The sequence below is a fragment of the Rossellomorea sp. QJM3NY_18 genome (genome assembly GCF_056173145.1).
Window position 1 is genome coordinate 3,347,811 of the sequence record NZ_CM149659.1, and the last position, 14,916, is coordinate 3,362,726.

Sequence of the window (14,916 nt, forward strand, 5' to 3'; positions counted from 1 at the left end):
GGGGGCAATGATTATTTACTTTTTTTATAGACGATGGTCTCGTCAACGATTGTCATATCGACGACTTTGCCAAGTATTTCGTCTGTTTCGACGGTGAATGGGTCGATATCCAATACGGTGAAGTCTGCCGTGTACCCTTCACGGATCTCTCCTCGATCTTCCTCATGGTGACAGGCATACGCGCTTCCCTTTGTAAAAAGGGATATGGCTTCATACATCGTCAGTTTTTCTTCCGGACGATACACGGTTCTGTCGGGGTCCAGCGGGTTCGTGCGGGTAACCGCTGCATGGATTCCCCAAAGTGGATTGATCGGTTCGATCGGGGCATCCGAGCCGCCTGCACACGGGATGCCTTCGTCCAGGAGCGTTTTCCACGCATAATTGTACTTCATGTTTTCTTTACCCAGTCGTTCAACGACCCATGGGAAATCCGATGCCACAAACCTTGGTTGAATATCCAGGATGAGGGGCAGCCCTTTGATCTTCTCGATCAGTTCTTTACGGAGGATCTGGGCATGGATTAACCGGTCCCGTCTACCATGAAGGGTCGGCGCCTCCACAATACTGTCGACGACATTTTCAAATGCCTGATCCCCGATCGTATGGACGGCAATCGGCAGTTCATATTTTCTTGCTTTCTTCACAAGTTCCAGAAGTCGCTCGTTCGTGTGGATACTGACTCCCGTCGTGTTTGGATCATCGGCGTACGGATAGCTTAAGAGTGCCGTCCTGCCACCCAGTGCACCATCCGCGAAGATTTTCATGGCACCGAATTCAATGAATTCATTTCCGCTCAGGAACTGATGGCCATCTTCCTTCCAATCTTCAATTACTTCATGATGGACAAGAAGATGGGCCCTGAATTTCCTTTTGCCTTCGTTTATGGTTTTAAGGAACGCACCATATGTTTTCTTGAAGTTTCCGTAATAGCTCAGGTCCTCTGTATGTCCGCCCACCAATCCATGCTCCCAGCAGCTTTCGATTCCTTTTGTCAGGGCTTCGACAAGATACTCTGACGAAATGGCAGGCAGGGCATCGACCATGAGATCCTGTGCCTTATCCTTTAATAAACCATTTAACCCGCCTTCATCATCTCGTTCAATTAAACCGCCTGCTGGATTCGGAGTGCTTTCATCGATACCCGCATGTTTAAAGGCAAGTGAATTCACCACCATGGCATGTCGGCAAATCCGTTTTAGAAGCACCGGATGGTTCGGAACGACTGCATCGATTTCCTGCTTGGTCAAGACCGCTGCATCACTCCATAAATTCTCATTCCAGCCTTCCCCGATGATCCATTTTCCTTCTTCGACGCCTTTGGCTTTTTCCTTGATGGCATCCAGCACTTCACGCTTGCTGTTCATACTGGAAAGATCAAGTCTCATCAGCGTCTCACCGTGACCGATGAGATGCATGTGACTATCGACAAATCCCGGGAACATGATCTTCTTCTCTAAATCCACCACTGAATCTATCGTGAACGTCTGCTCAAGTTCTTCCGAAGTCCCTAATCCTTTAATCAGGCCATTCTCTGTAAAAACCGCTTCCACATGATGTCCTTCTTGTTGCATTGTATAGATGGTGCCGTTTCTCCATAAAGTACCCATGATGCATTGCCTTCTTTCATAAAAGTCTATTTTTCAAATGTATCATATTATAGGAAGATTCTGAAATGATAAAAACCAAAAAAAAATAGAGAGCCTTAATGGCCCCCTATCCCTGATCAGTTTTTCACTGAACTCATTTCTTTTTGTCTCAGTTCGATTCTTCTGATTTTTCCTGATGTTGTTTTCGGCAGTTCCTTCACAAATTCAATCTTACGCGGATATTTGTAAGGAGCCGTTAAGTCTTTTACATGCTGTTGAAGGGAAGGAATCAGCTCAGGATCCCTCTGATCCACATCATCCCGTAAGACGACAAACGCCTTTACGATCAGTCCTCTTACTTCATCGGGGCTTCCTACGACGGCACATTCCTGAACCGAAGGATGCTTTACGAGGGCATCTTCCACTTCGAAAGGTCCAATTGTGTAGCCTGAGCTGATGATGATATCGTCCCCACGGCCTTCGAACCAGAAGTAGCCGTCTTCATCCTTCTTGGCTTTATCTCCCGTAATATAGTAATCTCCCCTGAACTGCATGGCCGTGCGCTCAGGATCTTTGTAATAATTTTTGAACAGGGCCGGCGTTTCTACGTGAACCGCGATGTCTCCCACTTCGCCGACTTCACAAGGGTAGCCTTCATCATTGATGATTTCGACCCTGTTTCCAGGGGTTGGTTTCCCCATGGAGCCCGGTTTCAGTTCCATCCCTTTCATAATTCCGACAAGGAGGGTATTCTCCGTTTGGCCGTAGCCGTCACGGACTTCGATCTCGAAGTGTCTCTTGAAGGCATCGATGACTTCCCTGTTAAGCGGCTCCCCTGCCGACACGGCGCTGTGCAGGTGATCGAGCTTATACGTTCCCAGATTATCCACTTTCGCCATCAGGCGATACTCTGTCGGCGTACAGCATAGAACATTGACATGGTTATCCTCAAGCATCTGAAGGTATTTGTTCGGATCGAATTTCCCTTGGTACACAAGACCAGTGGCACCTGAACCGAGGACAGACAGAAACGGACTCCAGATCCACTTTTGCCAGCCCGGACCTGCCGTTGCCCAAACCGTGTCTCCTTCTTCGATGCATAACCATTCACGTGCCGCTGTTTTCAGGTGAGCATAGGCCCATCCGTGTGTGTGGACAACCCCTTTCGGATTCCCAGTCGTCCCTGACGTGTAAGAAAGGAAGGCCATATCATCCCTTTTCGTATCAGCGAATGCCAGATCCTCTGAGGCCGATTTCATTTCTTCTTCAATGGCAATCCAGCCGTCCTGCTTGTCCCCTACTACGAACTTCTTGAGATTATCCATGCCCCTTACGTTTTCAAACTGCTCGACGAAAGGGGAATACGCTACAATCCCCTTCACATCTCCATGATCGATGCGGTATTCGAGATCTTTCGTCCGCAGCATCTCAGAGCTTGGAATCACGACAAGCCCGGATTTCAGAGCGGCAAGATAGACAGCATATGCCTCGATTAAGCGGGGAACCATGACAAGGATGACATCCCCTTTTCCAAGCCCCTCTCCAGAGAAAACGTTTCCAATTTTATTTACATTTTTCAATAATTGTTTGTATGTAATGTCTTCTTTTTTACCTTCTTCGTTTTCCCACTTGATGGCAAGCTTTTCTCCATCACTTGCAAACTTCTCTACTTCTTCCACCAAATTGTACGTTTCCGGTGCGATCAATTCTTCCCTCTTCACTTATGACTCCCCCTTGTTTGTCGATTCTTTTCTATTATACAAAATAATATAAATTTTTAAAATTATTTGGCTATATTCTATCATCGTCAATATGTGAGGTTAATCGACAAAAAGGCTGGGACATAACTAAATCAATTCTATCTAATGATATAAAACATTTTTAGGATCACTTGTTATACCGCTGTTGATTTCCGTGCAAGACTTCGCTTTCCTCGGGCGGAAGGCAAGCCTCCTCGTCGCTCTCGCTCCTGCGGGGTCTTACCTATTCCGCTTTTCCCGTAGGAGTCTACGTCTTGCACTCCAATCAACAGCTAGAACCTGCAAAATACATTTATTAAGAATGAATGATTTCAAATTTTTTTTGTTAATTCACACTGTCATTTTCAAATGCACTGTTACTGGAGCCATTTTATCTTATTAATATTAAATAAAATGGCTGCATTTTGAATGTAGTAAAAAAACTTTGACAGTTGATTGAAGCGGAAATCAACCACCACTCGCTTCTTAAAAAGAAAAACAGCCATCATTTTTTATATAAATAGAAAAGGAGCGGGGAATCCCGCTCCTTGTAGCCATTGTATTTAATTATTTTGAATATCCGCCACCGATTTGTTGTTCAGCCATTTGAACTAAACGTTTAGTGATTTCACCACCTACAGAACCGTTAGCGCGTGCTGTTGCATCTGGACCAAGTTGAACTCCGAATTCAGAAGCGATTTCGTATTTCATTTGGTCGATTGCTTGTTGAGCTCCTGGAGCTACTAATTGATTTGAACTGTTGTTTGCCATGTGTTTTCACCTCCTTGTTGAATATAGATTGTGTCAAAACACATGGCTTCATACAGTTAATTTCTTTGGTAAATTATCCTAAAATTTTAGAGTAATTCGTCAAACGTTTTTTCTACATTTGAGCCTGTAGAACCGTCGATTGTCATTGTTTCTGTACCATCCACAGCTTCTTTGAGGAGGGTTTCGAAATCAACGAAGCTTTCATAGTACTCCACTTTTTCTTTTTTAGGCCTTGTCTTCGGTGCTGGCGGAGTGAAAATCGTACAGCAATCTTCGTAAGGCAGGATCGAAATGTCATGGGTATCGATCTTCTGGGCGATATCGATGATTTCAAGCTTATCCATGGCGATGAGAGGTCTTAACACCGGTGTGTTCGTGACATCGTTAATCGCCTGCATGCTCTCTAACGTCTGACTCGCCACCTGACCGAGGCTTTCCCCGGTAATGAGTGCCAGTCCTTCATTCTTCTCACGGATTTGATCCGCGATCCTGAGCATCATCCGTCGTGTTGACGTCATCGTATAATTTTCAGGAACCTGATCATGGATCGTTTGCTGAACTTTTGTAAATGGAACGATGTGAAGCTTCACTTTTCCGCTGAATGCAGAGAGCTTTTTCGAGAGGTCGATTACCTTTTGCTTCGCTCGTTCACTTGTAAATGGAGGGCTGTGAAAATGGACGGCTTCGATCTCCACTCCCCTTTTCATTGTCAGATAACCGGCGACTGGACTGTCGATTCCGCCTGAAAGCATAAGCATCGCCTTCCCGCTCGCCCCGACCGGCATTCCAGTGGACCCTTGATAAATTTCAGAAGAAAGATATACGCCTTCTTTCCTCACTTCCACATTCAGTTGAATATCGGGATTCTTTACATCCACCTTCAATCCGTCCAAATTGCGAAGAATATAGGACCCCACTTCATAGTTTAATTCATTCGTGTCGAGTTCAAACTTTTTATCCGCTCTTCTGGCAGCCACTTTAAAGGTTTTGCCGGGGGAAAAGCTCTTTTCGACGAGAGTAAGCCCTGCTTTCATGATGTCATCCATATTTTGAGGGACTTTCACAACAGGACTGAATGATTGGATTCCGAAGATTTTTTCAAGTCTCGGAATGATTTCCTCTGCGTTTTCGTCTCCCAATTGAATATGGAGGCGATCCCTGCTCGCCGCAACGGAAATCGTCGGGAAATCCTTCAGCGTGTGCAGGATATTTTCACGGAGCTTGGCTGTGAACATCTTACGGTTTCTTCCTTTGGTTGAAATTTCACCGTATCGTACGAGTATGCGATTATATTTCATCTTGATCTCCTCATTGTATGTTGTAAGATTTCGATTTCTTTTTTTAGTAATTCAATGAATTCTTTGCATTCTTTCATCGTGTTATGGAAGGAAAGACTGATGCGGATCGAATTGCCGGCAAGGTTGTCCGGTACACCCATGGATAAGAGGGTCTGACTGGGCTTACTTTGCTTTGATGAACAAGCGCTTGTCGTCGATACGTACACTTCATGCCGATCGAGGGCGTGAATGAGTACTTCCCCTTTAAAATCCGCCACTGAAAAATTCAGGATATGCGGGGCATGATTCCGGACCGGTGTATGAATCGTCACACCTTGGATTTTCTCCAGCTCTTCTCTCAGGAATTGTTGGCTTTCTTCCATTATAACCAACTTTTGTTTCCTTTCTTCCATATGCATTCGGAGTGCCTTCGCGAAGGATACGATCCCGCCGGTGTTTTCCGTGCCGCTTCGCAGGTTCCCTTCCTGCTCGCCACCTGACAGGATAGGCGAAATCTCAAGTCCGTCCCTCACATATAGCATGCCGGTTCCTTTGATGCCATGAATTTTATGGGCGGATAGGCTGCATAAATCGATGAGCTTTTCGTCGAGAATAAGAGGGACCTTCCCGCAGGCCTGTACAGCATCGACATGAAAGAGTATCTTAGAATAATCTTTCAAAATCTCCGCGATTTCCCTAATCGGCTGGACGCTCCCGATTTCATTATTCACCTGCATCACCGAAACAAGAATCGTGTCATCCTGAATCGCCTCTTTCAATTCTGAGGGACGGACCTTTCCCTCTGCATCGACATCAAGATAGGTCGTTGTGTAACCAAACGCTTCTAACTGCTTAAAGGCATTGATGACGGAAGGATGCTCAATCCTGGTCGTAATGATATGCTTCCCTCTGTGACCGTATTGCAGAGCGGTTCCTTTTATAGCCAGATTATTTGATTCAGTCCCTCCAGAGGTGAAGAATACCTCTTTTGTCTTTATCCCTATTAGGGAAGCGATCTGCTCCCTGGATTGTTGAATTAACTTTTCCACCTGACCACCGAACGAATGGATGGAAGATGGGTTGGCATAATAGCTTTCATTTACTTTCAGGAATGTGTCCAGCACTTCCTTATATGGCTTGGTTGTCGCACTATTATCAAAATAGATCAAAGTTTACACCTTCTTTTACATAACGCTTTTATACTCAATCATTAATCTTACCATAAATCCTGCCCATCCCATATGAAATTCATTTTGGCGTAAGAATTAATTATAGTAGAAAAACGATTTAACACATCATTCACAAATATTTTTTCATTTTCCAAAAATTATTATTGAAAAATGACAGAATTTTTGCGAGAATCTAAAAGGTAACAGAATCCGAAGTTATTTAAATATACTAAATTGTAAGACTATTTAGTTTTTCGACATTTTTCTACAAACTTATGATAAGATATTTTTTGCTTATGATAACGATTACAAACGGAGGGGTATATATGAACGAGAAAGCGCTATCATCCAGTCAGATCTTGACGATTGGATTAATGCTCTTCGCTCTTTTTCTTGGAGCAGGAAATATGATCTTCCCCCCATTCCTGGGGCAGCAGGCCGGAGAACATGTCTGGACCGGTATCATCGGCTTTCTTATTACGGGAGTGGGGCTTCCTTTACTCGGTGTCATCGCCATTGCGAAATCCGGAGGGGATCTTCAGACACTTGCAAACCGCGTACATCCATTATTCGGACTTATCTTTACGATTGTTATGTACCTTGCGATCGGGCCGTTCTTCGGAATTCCACGGACCGGAACAGTCGCATATGAAATCGGGGTCATCCCATTCTTGCCTGAAGAAACAGCAAAATACGGAGTTTCTTTACTGATTTATACAATTATCTTCTTTGGATTGACGGCATGGCTTGCGATGAATCCGTCAAAGCTTGTTGACCGAATCGGGAAGATCTTGACTCCTTCCCTCATTGTCATCCTGACGATTCTAGTGGTCAAAAGTATCATCAGTCCGATGGGAGACTTCGGCACTCCGCATGAAGCCTATCAGGATGGACCATTATTCAAGGGATTCATTGAAGGATACCTGACCATGGATACGATCGCTGCTTTAGTGTTCGGAATTGTCGTCATCAATTCCATTAAAGATCGCGGTATCACCAATAAATCCAGCCTGACGCGCATCACGATCATTGCCGGATTCATTGCGGCCGCAGGACTTGCTCTTGTGTATTTATCTTTAAGCTATATCGGTGCGAGCAGTACGGATTCCATCGGCGTGCAGGCCAACGGTGGAGCAATCCTTTCAGCTGCAGCGAGCCATTTATTCGGTTCAATGGGGACAGTCATCCTTGGACTTGCCATTACGTTTGCGTGCATTACGACATCAGTCGGACTTGTGTCGGCATGCTCACAATTTTTCGCAAAAATCCTGCCGGTATCCTATCCTAAATTGGTGATCATCATTTCTCTGTTCAGCATGGTCATAGCCAATTTCGGATTGACTCAGTTGATTGCCATATCTTTACCTGTTCTAATATTCATTTATCCATTGGCGATTGTACTGATTCTTCTATCATTCATGCATAATGGATTTAACGGTTACTCCCTTGTTTATGGAGGGGCATTGATTCCAACGGGTCTGATCAGTTTGATCGATGGCATCAAGACAGCTGGTGTTGACGTGACGGCCGTCAGTCAATCACTTGAATTCCTTCCGTTTTATACTCAAGGAATCGGCTGGATCGTTCCAGCTATGATCGGTGCCATTATCGGATTCGTCATTGCCGTACTCGCAGGACAAACCAAACGGACGATCGAAGCGAGCTGAAGCAGTCATATGAAAAAAGGACTGATGTAGATTGAAACGTCTACATCAGTCCTTTTATTTATGATCTTTCTTCAAGATCCATCATCTTCTCGATTTTCTTCAGTGCGCCCGGCTCCACTTTCTCGATGGTTGTGGCCGCTTCTTCCAGCGCTCTTCGGTAATCATATTGTCGGAAGGCTTGTTCAGCCGTCTGAAGACCTTCCCGTACCGAGCTATATTTGCTGCGGTAGCGATTTCCATACTGAATGATTTTCTCGGATAAGAGAACATTCTCGATCAGATCGCCCGTTTTCGTATAGAAATGGTCAACAGTATCCTCAGCACCCAATAATGTTTCCTGGATGAACTTCATGTTTAAAGGTTTTTCCGTTAAACTTGCATTCACTTGTTCGATCTTACGATGGACTTCATCAAGGAGATCCTTGTAATCGGCCGGTAATCCGGGTACATTGCTTTTTGAAATCATCCGGCTTGCTTCAGCCACCTTTTTCTTAAGCTCCTGGATTTTTTCCCTTGTAGCCAATTCATCTTTACGGAGGTTCTGCAGATAGACGGAGAACTCACTTTGTTGTTGATTCAGTTCTTCCAGTCCACTTCTGATTTCTTTCAGTTCATCACTTAAATTCGAGAAAGCCGTCGCATTCGTTTCTTCCTTGTGCATCAGCATTTCATGTCGCTTTGAGAGCTGGATGATCTTCTTATCAATCTCGCTCGGTGTACTAAGATCCGCGTCCTGAAGATGGTATCCTTGTTTCACGATACTTACTTCCGATTGAATGTCATCATTGTCTTCCTTTGCCTTGATGAGCCCTTCCGTCGTTTGGTCTCTATACTGCTCTACAAAATGTTTGGCATGGACTTCTTTTTCCAGTAAATCATAAAGGCTCTCGACCTTCACTTTTATTTCCTGTATGCCTGCTTCCACTTCTTCGACCTGAAGCTCTTCCAGATTTTTATTGAAGTTTTGAAGGGTTTCCTTCAACGAGGCCACTTCTTTGTCCACTTCAATATGATCAAGGGTGTAGCCCTGTTCCTTCATCTCGACGTATCCTGCTTCAAGCTCGGACAATTGGGAAGGCAATACGTTTTCAAAGTCGGTGATCAGTTTCGGTACCGTCTCCATCTTGTAGGCAACCATTTTCATTTCCTCTGCAAGGCTAAGCACGATCTCCCTTGCATCCAGATAATTCCCCTGCTCCGTCAGCTCATTGAACTGTTTGATCTGTTCAGAAAGCTTATCAAGGACGGCTTCCATATGCTTTGCCGTTTGGCCGTATGTATGACGATAGGCGAGCAATTGTTTCTTGCTATTCCGGAACTCTTCTTGAAGAGCCTGGATTTCTTCGCGGTTCTTCTCTTCACTGCCGACCAGTTCATTTAATTCGCTCAGGATCTGTTCGATCTTCTTTTCGGTATCGGTGAGAACCTGATCGATTCTTGACAGGACCTCTTTGGTTTTATTAAAGCGAAATTTATCGGTGTACTCTTCTGCATCGAATAGTAGTTCTTCAACATCAGGAAGCTGCACAGCAACAATCTCATCCCAACCCTGTCTCCAGCCGTCAAACAATTCTTCCGTCTGACCCGTCATATTCAGTTGCTTCACTCTGGAAAGTTCGTCTGAAACCGGTTTGTTCATGATATCGATTTTCCAGGCTTCATACCGATCGATTTCGGCGTAATATTTCTTTCTAGAGATAAATCCGATTAGGAATACGATTAAGATAAGTATTATTCCAGCGATGACGTATTGCATCTTAAGCCCCCTGTTCAACTATTCAGTAGACATCTATATGAATGTGAATGTTTCATTAATAATTTGTCATTGCTATAATGATACCATGTTAACGACATTTTTTGACTATTAATTTCTGATTTTTTAGTGATAAAAGTTAATTTTAGCAGATTTGAGGGGAAATGGGTATGATTATTGGGTTTGGTGTTGATTAGAATGGAATTGTAACACCGTTTTAATGAGCGAGTAGTGGTTGATTTCCGTTCCAGGTGCTCGCTTTCCGCGGGGCTGGCGGTGAGCCTCCTCGGCTTCAAGTGGTGTCCTACCCTTGTCCAGCTCCGGCGGCTAGCCCCTCGAGGTCATAAGCTAAATGGTCCAAGAAGGCAAAAAACGCCTTCCCGGCCCATTCATCTTATGCTTGTCGGGGCTGAGCAAGCCGCCTCCGCTTTTCGTTTTTTCCCGTCGGAGTCGAGCACCTTCCGCTTCAATCAACTTATATAGAATCTATAAACCAAAAATAAATTAAGCTAATCATCGTTTGGCCCTATATATTCTTTTCCCTATCAAATTTACAATATCTCTACCAAATTCCATTTTAATAGCACAAATGATTTTTATAACAAGGATGTGAAGTCTAATGGTTAAGGTTGATGGGCATGTGCATACTCCGTTTTGTCCGCATGGGAGTCGGGATTCTTTTGAGATGTATGTTGAGAGGGCGATTGTTCTTGATTATAGTGCTATAACGTTTACGGAGCATGCTCCGCTGCCAGTCGGGTTCAGGGATACGACGCCTGAAGAGGACAGCGGGATGGATCCTTCACGTATTGGGGACTATTTTGATGCACTGGACGTCTTGAAGGAGAAATACAAGGACAAGATCATCATCCGCTCGGGGCTCGAGGTGGATTATATTGAAGGTTTTGAGAAAGAGACGGAAGACTTCCTTTCGACCTACGGACCGCGGATGGATGACAGTATTCTTTCTGTTCATTTTTTAGAGCACCGCGGGAAATGGGATTGTCTTGATTACAGTCCCGATGTGTTCGAATCCATGATCGGTTATTATGGATCGGTCGATGAGATCTATAAGCGGTATTATAAGACGGTCCTTCAATCGGTCCGGGCAGACTTGGGGTTTTATAAGCCGAAGCGTATCGGGCACATCACTCTCGTAAAGAAATTTCAGAAGCTGTTTCCTGCTTCCCAGTCCTTTACCGATGAGATTTCCCTCATCCTTCAGGAAATGACCGGAAGGGATTTAGCGCTTGATTATAACGGGGCGGGGTTCGTGAAACCTTATTGCGGTGAGTCTTACCCGCCGCCGGATGTCATCAAACAGGCCCGCACGTTGGGGATCAAAATCGTCTATGGATCTGATGCCCATACGGCTGATGGCCTGGATCAGGGAAGAGCCTTGATGAAATAAAAGGAAAGAACTCTTCTTCAATCGGAGAAGAGTTCTTTCTTTCAGATGATCAGCTCTTTTTTCATGATCTCTTTCGCTTCAGAAACGAGTAAGAGATCGATCCATTGATCAATGTTTTTATAATATTGATCAATGAAATAGTATTCCTGAGGGAACATCTGCCACACTTCCCTTAGCTGCTGGCTATGAAGGAACGGCATCGTCAGCATGGACTTGAGCTGGATGACGAGGAAGCTGACGGGCTGTTTTTTCAAGGCATGGTCTTTCATCCCCTGTTCGAACAACCGCTTCATATAATGCCTTTCTTTCATTAAGTAGGAAGAAATGATTTCCCGGACCACCTGGGAATCGATGGATATTTCCCTCCAGATGAATCGGGATAGTTGATGATGTTCGCTTTGGAATTTTAATATTTTATAGACGGCCCGCTTCAGGCACAGATCGGCACTGATATAGTTCAACGCCTCCACCTCTTCCTGAAGGAAACGCAGGTATGGTTCAAAGAAATGGGTGAAGCATGCTTCCAGTACACCCTGCTTCCCTTTATAGTAATAGGAAATCGTAGCTGGATTCACATCCGCTCTCTTCGCAATATCCCTGACGGACGTCCCATCGAAACCATGATCATTAAACAGGTACACAGCCGCTTTGAAGATGGACTCTTTCGTCGACTTGGAGGTATCTAGTTTTTTCATATTTCCCCTTCTTTCCTGTATATTAGGCGAATGAAAAAAACAGTGGCGAGGATCAATGTATAAAAACTTCTCAGATAAAAACGAAATCATTGAAGGTTATGAAGAAATATGCTAAAAATGGTTCAATAGATGTTTCTATTATAAGTTGTTTACACTAAGAATTCGTGTTTTCGTATGGATTTCCTTTAAGTATTTCTCGACAGGATTTGTCGCTTGGAGTTCCTGTGGTAACGCTTAGACATGAAATAGCGCAGAATATGTAGAATTGGGGGAGTTTATGATGTTTCAAGTAGAAAAATATCAAGGTACAAAGGAACAGGGCTTTGGTCTTGTCACGAAACAATTGAAGGCTTTATTGGAAGGTGAACCGAATCAGATCGCGAATTTGAGCAATGCTTCCGCCTTACTGAACCAATTCATGGACCGTATTAACTGGGTTGGCTTTTATTTAGTTGAAGAAGAAAGCAATCAATTGGTACTCGGACCTTTCCAGGGACTGCCTGCATGTGTAAGGATTCCTTTAGGAAGAGGCGTTTGCGGTACGGCTGCCAGTGAACAGAAGACGCTGCGGATCGAGGATGTCCATCAATTCCCCGGGCACATCGCATGTGACGCTGCCTCCCAATCCGAAATCGTCATCCCTCTCGTCAAAGATGGAAAACTGATCGGGGTCCTCGACATTGACAGCCCTGAAAAAGAAAGATTTGATGAAGAAGACCAGAAGTATTTGGAAATCTTTACAGATGAGCTTTTAAGACATCTTTAATACTGTATAATAGGGATAAAGCCCTGCCGGGAATACGACATTTCCGCCAGGGTGTTTTTTTGTGTTGGAAGAAATTCGGTGACTTGTTAAAAAGTTCACGTTTCCCCGCCCTTTTTATAGGGAAAAGAGTAACATACTTGAGAACTTTACACAGTGATATCCCATACAATATCCAGAATGGAGTAGTAAAAAGAGGTGTGATATGAGCGCTAAGAAAAAAGACTTACCCTATTTATTATGTTTGCTAGTGATGCCGGCATTAGGTTTTTTATATACACTATTGAATACGGATGCCCGGGAAGCGGTCATCCTTTCTACGACCATAGATGAATGGATCCCATTCGTGCCGGCTTTCATTTTGCCGTATATTTTATGGTACGCCTTTATTTTAGGATACCTTTTTTACTTTTGGTATAAAGATGTCCAGACATTCCTGAAAACCCTCGGCATCATTGTCATCGGTGAATTGGTTTGTTTTGTCATCTACTTTTATTTTCAAACGACGGTACCACGCCCCGATGTTGCGGGGGACGGATTGTTTGTCGACCTGGTCCGGATGATTTACAGTCATGATCAGCCTTATAATGCGTTTCCAAGCATCCATGTTTTAACGACATTTGCCATTATTCTCGGAAATTTCAATATTAAGGATAAACATCTATTCCACACTGCTTTTGTACCGGTGATGGGATCGCTGATCATCCTTTCCACCCTTTTTGTGAAACAGCATTATATCCTCGATGTGACCAGCTCGATCTTTCTATCGGTCTTCCTTTATGGGATTCTGTTTGAGCTTTATGGAGTCAGCACAAAGAAATCCAAGCAAGCCTATGTGGAAAAATAATAGACAAAAAACAGGAAGGAACCGCTGGTCGGTTCCTTCCTGTTTTTCTTATGCTTTATCCAACGCCTGATGTAAGTCACTCCAAATATCCTCCGGTGCTTCGAGTCCTACAGAGAGCCTCAGAAGTGAATCATTGATTCCCATGGTCTTTCTCGACTCTTCCGGCACGACGGCATGAGTCATGGTGGCAGGATGCTGGATCAATGTCTCGGCATCCCCTAGACTTACGGCGATCTTGATCATTCCGAGATCATCCATGAACTTCTGCGCTTCTTCCTTGGACCCTTTCAGCGTGAAGGAGATCATTCCGCCCGGTTTTTTCATTTGTTTCTTCATGACCGCGTGCTGATGGTGACTCTCATGTCCTGGATAGATGACCGTTTCCACGGCGGGATGACCGGCTAATAAATCGGCAATCTTTTCAGCACTGTCACAGTGACGGTCCATCCGTACAGCCAGTGTTTTTAATCCTCTCAGCAATAACCATGCATCAAATGGGGAAATGATTCCTCCGATATCCTTTTGAGTCGTCATGCGGATCTCGGCCATTTTCTCCTGAGAACCGACGACGAGGCCGGCAACGACATCTCCATGACCCCCGATGTATTTCGTTGCGCTATGAATGACGATGTCACATCCAAGCTCCAGTGGACGTTGCAAATACGGTGAACAGAATGTGTTATCCACTACGACAGGAATCCCTTTTTCCTTCGCAACCTTCACCACAAGTTCCAAATCAATGAGTTGCATGGTCGGATTGATCGGGGTTTCCACATAAATGCAGCTGGTGTTATCCGTGATTTTCCCGCGGATCTCCTCTTCAGAATCCATGGAAGAAAAATCATGTCCGATCGCAAATTTCTCCTTTAGGAGCTCAAGTAGACCGAACGTACAGCCATACACTCCTTGCGAGCAAAGGATGTGATCACCTGATTTCGTTAACGAGAATAACACCGCACTTACGGCCGCCATTCCGGAACCGAATGCAAGGGCAGCTTCTCCCCCCTCCAAAGACGCCATCCGTTCTTCCAAGATCGCTACCGTCGGATTTCCCAGTCTTGAATATATATATCCTTCTTCTTCACCGGCGAATCGATTTTCACCTTGTTTCGCATTTGCGAAGGTATAAGTAGAGGTTTGGTATAATGGCGGTGCTAAACTATCAAAATGCTGAGACGATTGATACCCCTCGTGAATCACTCTTGTTTCAAAACGTTTCTCTTCTCTCATCCAGTATT

At 44.4% G+C, this 14,916-nt stretch carries 13 protein-coding genes; 4 read left to right on the top strand and 9 right to left on the bottom strand.

All coding sequences use genetic code 11. The features are described from left to right. Positions 1 to 11 precede the first annotated feature (11 nt). The 6 genes from AC0VXY_RS17360 to AC0VXY_RS17385 form a co-directional block, all read right to left on the bottom strand. Positions 12 to 1,607, bottom strand: a complete 1,596-nt coding sequence (locus AC0VXY_RS17360) for an amidohydrolase (protein ID WP_475526021.1) — start codon at positions 1,605 to 1,607, stop codon at positions 12 to 14. 116 nt (positions 1,608 to 1,723) lie between these two features. Further along, positions 1,724 to 3,307: an acyl-CoA synthetase MbcS gene (mbcS, locus tag AC0VXY_RS17365; RefSeq protein WP_475526022.1), complete on the bottom strand. Its 1,584-nt coding sequence runs from the start codon at positions 3,305 to 3,307 to the stop codon at positions 1,724 to 1,726. Positions 3,308 to 3,702: 395 nt separating this feature from the next. Further along, a complete protein-coding gene (locus tag AC0VXY_RS17370) occupies positions 3,703 to 3,834 on the bottom strand; it encodes a hypothetical protein (RefSeq protein WP_475526023.1) in 132 nt (43 codons plus the stop codon). Positions 3,835 to 3,892: 58 nt separating this feature from the next. After that, positions 3,893 to 4,096, bottom strand: coding sequence for an alpha/beta-type small acid-soluble spore protein (locus AC0VXY_RS17375; protein WP_034765764.1), 204 nt, complete (start codon positions 4,094 to 4,096; stop codon positions 3,893 to 3,895). An 86-nt stretch (positions 4,097 to 4,182) separates the two neighbouring features. Continuing rightward, the gene (gene thiI / locus AC0VXY_RS17380; protein WP_475526024.1) at positions 4,183 to 5,394 is read right to left on the bottom strand and encodes a tRNA uracil 4-sulfurtransferase ThiI; all 1,212 of its coding nucleotides are present in this window, start codon (positions 5,392 to 5,394) and stop codon (positions 4,183 to 4,185) included. Further along, complete coding sequence (locus AC0VXY_RS17385) at positions 5,391 to 6,542, bottom strand: cysteine desulfurase family protein (RefSeq protein WP_475526025.1); 1,152 nt, start codon at positions 6,540 to 6,542, stop codon at positions 5,391 to 5,393. Before AC0VXY_RS17385 ends, thiI begins: the two co-directional genes overlap by 4 nt. Before the next feature lie 326 nt (positions 6,543 to 6,868). On the opposite strand from AC0VXY_RS17385, the gene brnQ reads away from it, so the two are divergent. Further along, complete coding sequence (brnQ, locus tag AC0VXY_RS17390; protein WP_435989646.1) at positions 6,869 to 8,209, top strand: branched-chain amino acid transport system II carrier protein; 1,341 nt, start codon at positions 6,869 to 6,871, stop codon at positions 8,207 to 8,209. A 58-nt stretch (positions 8,210 to 8,267) separates the two neighbouring features. On the opposite strand, the gene ezrA is transcribed toward brnQ, so the two are convergent. Continuing rightward, a complete protein-coding gene (ezrA, locus tag AC0VXY_RS17395) occupies positions 8,268 to 9,965 on the bottom strand; it encodes a septation ring formation regulator EzrA (RefSeq protein WP_435989645.1) in 1,698 nt (565 codons plus the stop codon). A 616-nt stretch (positions 9,966 to 10,581) separates the two neighbouring features. On the opposite strand from ezrA, the gene hisJ reads away from it, so the two are divergent. Next, entirely contained in the window at positions 10,582 to 11,373 is a 792-nt protein-coding gene (gene hisJ / locus AC0VXY_RS17400; protein WP_475526026.1) for a histidinol-phosphatase HisJ, read from the top strand. 41 nt (positions 11,374 to 11,414) lie between these two features. On the opposite strand, the gene refZ is transcribed toward hisJ, so the two are convergent. Further along, entirely contained in the window at positions 11,415 to 12,068 is a 654-nt protein-coding gene (refZ, locus tag AC0VXY_RS17405) for a forespore capture DNA-binding protein RefZ (protein ID WP_435989643.1), read from the bottom strand. A 280-nt stretch (positions 12,069 to 12,348) separates the two neighbouring features. Here refZ and AC0VXY_RS17410 point away from each other — a divergent pair, with 280 nt between their 5' ends. Next, positions 12,349 to 12,834 (top strand): GAF domain-containing protein, encoded by a 486-nt coding sequence (locus AC0VXY_RS17410; RefSeq protein WP_435994405.1) that lies wholly within the window; start codon positions 12,349 to 12,351, stop codon positions 12,832 to 12,834. Between the two features lie 202 nt (positions 12,835 to 13,036). Next, on the top strand, positions 13,037 to 13,678 hold the full coding sequence (locus tag AC0VXY_RS17415; protein WP_475526027.1) for a phosphatase PAP2 family protein: 642 nt from the start codon (positions 13,037 to 13,039) through the stop codon (positions 13,676 to 13,678). A 48-nt stretch (positions 13,679 to 13,726) separates the two neighbouring features. Here AC0VXY_RS17415 and megL read toward each other — a convergent pair whose 3' ends face one another. Continuing rightward, the gene (gene megL, locus AC0VXY_RS17420) at positions 13,727 to 14,908 is read right to left on the bottom strand and encodes a methionine gamma-lyase (RefSeq protein WP_475526028.1); all 1,182 of its coding nucleotides are present in this window, start codon (positions 14,906 to 14,908) and stop codon (positions 13,727 to 13,729) included. Positions 14,909 to 14,916 lie beyond the last annotated feature (8 nt).

Bases quoted from the DNA above. Each gene is read 5' to 3' on its own strand.
- AC0VXY_RS17360 (WP_475526021.1), bottom strand. From the start codon at position 1,607: ATGGGTACTTTATGGAGAAACGGCACCATCTATACAATGCAACAAGAA.
- AC0VXY_RS17370 (WP_475526023.1), bottom strand. From the start codon at position 3,834: ATGATGGCTGTTTTTCTTTTTAAGAAGCGAGTGGTGGTTGATTTCCGC.
- AC0VXY_RS17375 (WP_034765764.1), bottom strand. From the start codon at position 4,096: ATGGCAAACAACAGTTCAAATCAATTAGTAGCTCCAGGAGCTCAACAA.
- thiI (WP_475526024.1), bottom strand. From the start codon at position 5,394: ATGAAATATAATCGCATACTCGTACGATACGGTGAAATTTCAACCAAA.
- brnQ (WP_435989646.1), top strand. From the start codon at position 6,869: ATGAACGAGAAAGCGCTATCATCCAGTCAGATCTTGACGATTGGATTA.
- ezrA (WP_435989645.1), bottom strand. From the start codon at position 9,965: ATGCAATACGTCATCGCTGGAATAATACTTATCTTAATCGTATTCCTA.
- hisJ (WP_475526026.1), top strand. From the start codon at position 10,582: ATGGTTAAGGTTGATGGGCATGTGCATACTCCGTTTTGTCCGCATGGG.
- refZ (WP_435989643.1), bottom strand. From the start codon at position 12,068: ATGAAAAAACTAGATACCTCCAAGTCGACGAAAGAGTCCATCTTCAAA.
- AC0VXY_RS17410 (WP_435994405.1), top strand. From the start codon at position 12,349: ATGTTTCAAGTAGAAAAATATCAAGGTACAAAGGAACAGGGCTTTGGT.
- AC0VXY_RS17415 (WP_475526027.1), top strand. From the start codon at position 13,037: ATGAGCGCTAAGAAAAAAGACTTACCCTATTTATTATGTTTGCTAGTG.
- megL (WP_475526028.1), bottom strand. From the start codon at position 14,908: ATGAGAGAAGAGAAACGTTTTGAAACAAGAGTGATTCACGAGGGGTAT.